This window comes from Actinomycetospora sp. NBRC 106375, from assembly GCF_030269665.1.
GTDB lineage: Bacteria > Actinomycetota > Actinomycetes > Mycobacteriales > Pseudonocardiaceae > Actinomycetospora.
The window spans coordinates 1-255 of record NZ_BSTS01000103.1 but is presented as its reverse complement, the minus strand read 5'-3'; the positions used below and the strand labels follow the sequence as shown (position 1 = coordinate 255).

1 pseudogene is annotated in these 255 nt (G+C 76.1%); it reads right to left on the bottom strand.

Features of this window, described 5'->3' with window-relative positions:
• A pseudogene (locus QSK03_RS33060) lies at positions 1-255 on the bottom strand (hypothetical protein); the annotation flags it as partial.

Here is a 255-nt window from a genome sequence, read left to right as displayed (position 1 = left end):
TCAGGGCGTCGGCGACGAATTCTTTGAGGGCGGCGGCTTGGCGGCGTTCCAGGGGGCGGTCGTCGTGGGGGCCGGCGGGGGCCGAGCCCGCGTCGAACCCGCTCTGGAGGAGGGCGGCGTCGGTGGGGTCGTGGATCGCGCCGCGTAGCAGCAGGGTGCCGTCGCGGCGGTGGGTGAGCCGGAGTTCGTCGCGGTGGTCCTCGAGGTCGTCGGGGGCGGTGCCGTCGGGGTCGAGGCGGGCGAGCAGTTCGGCCG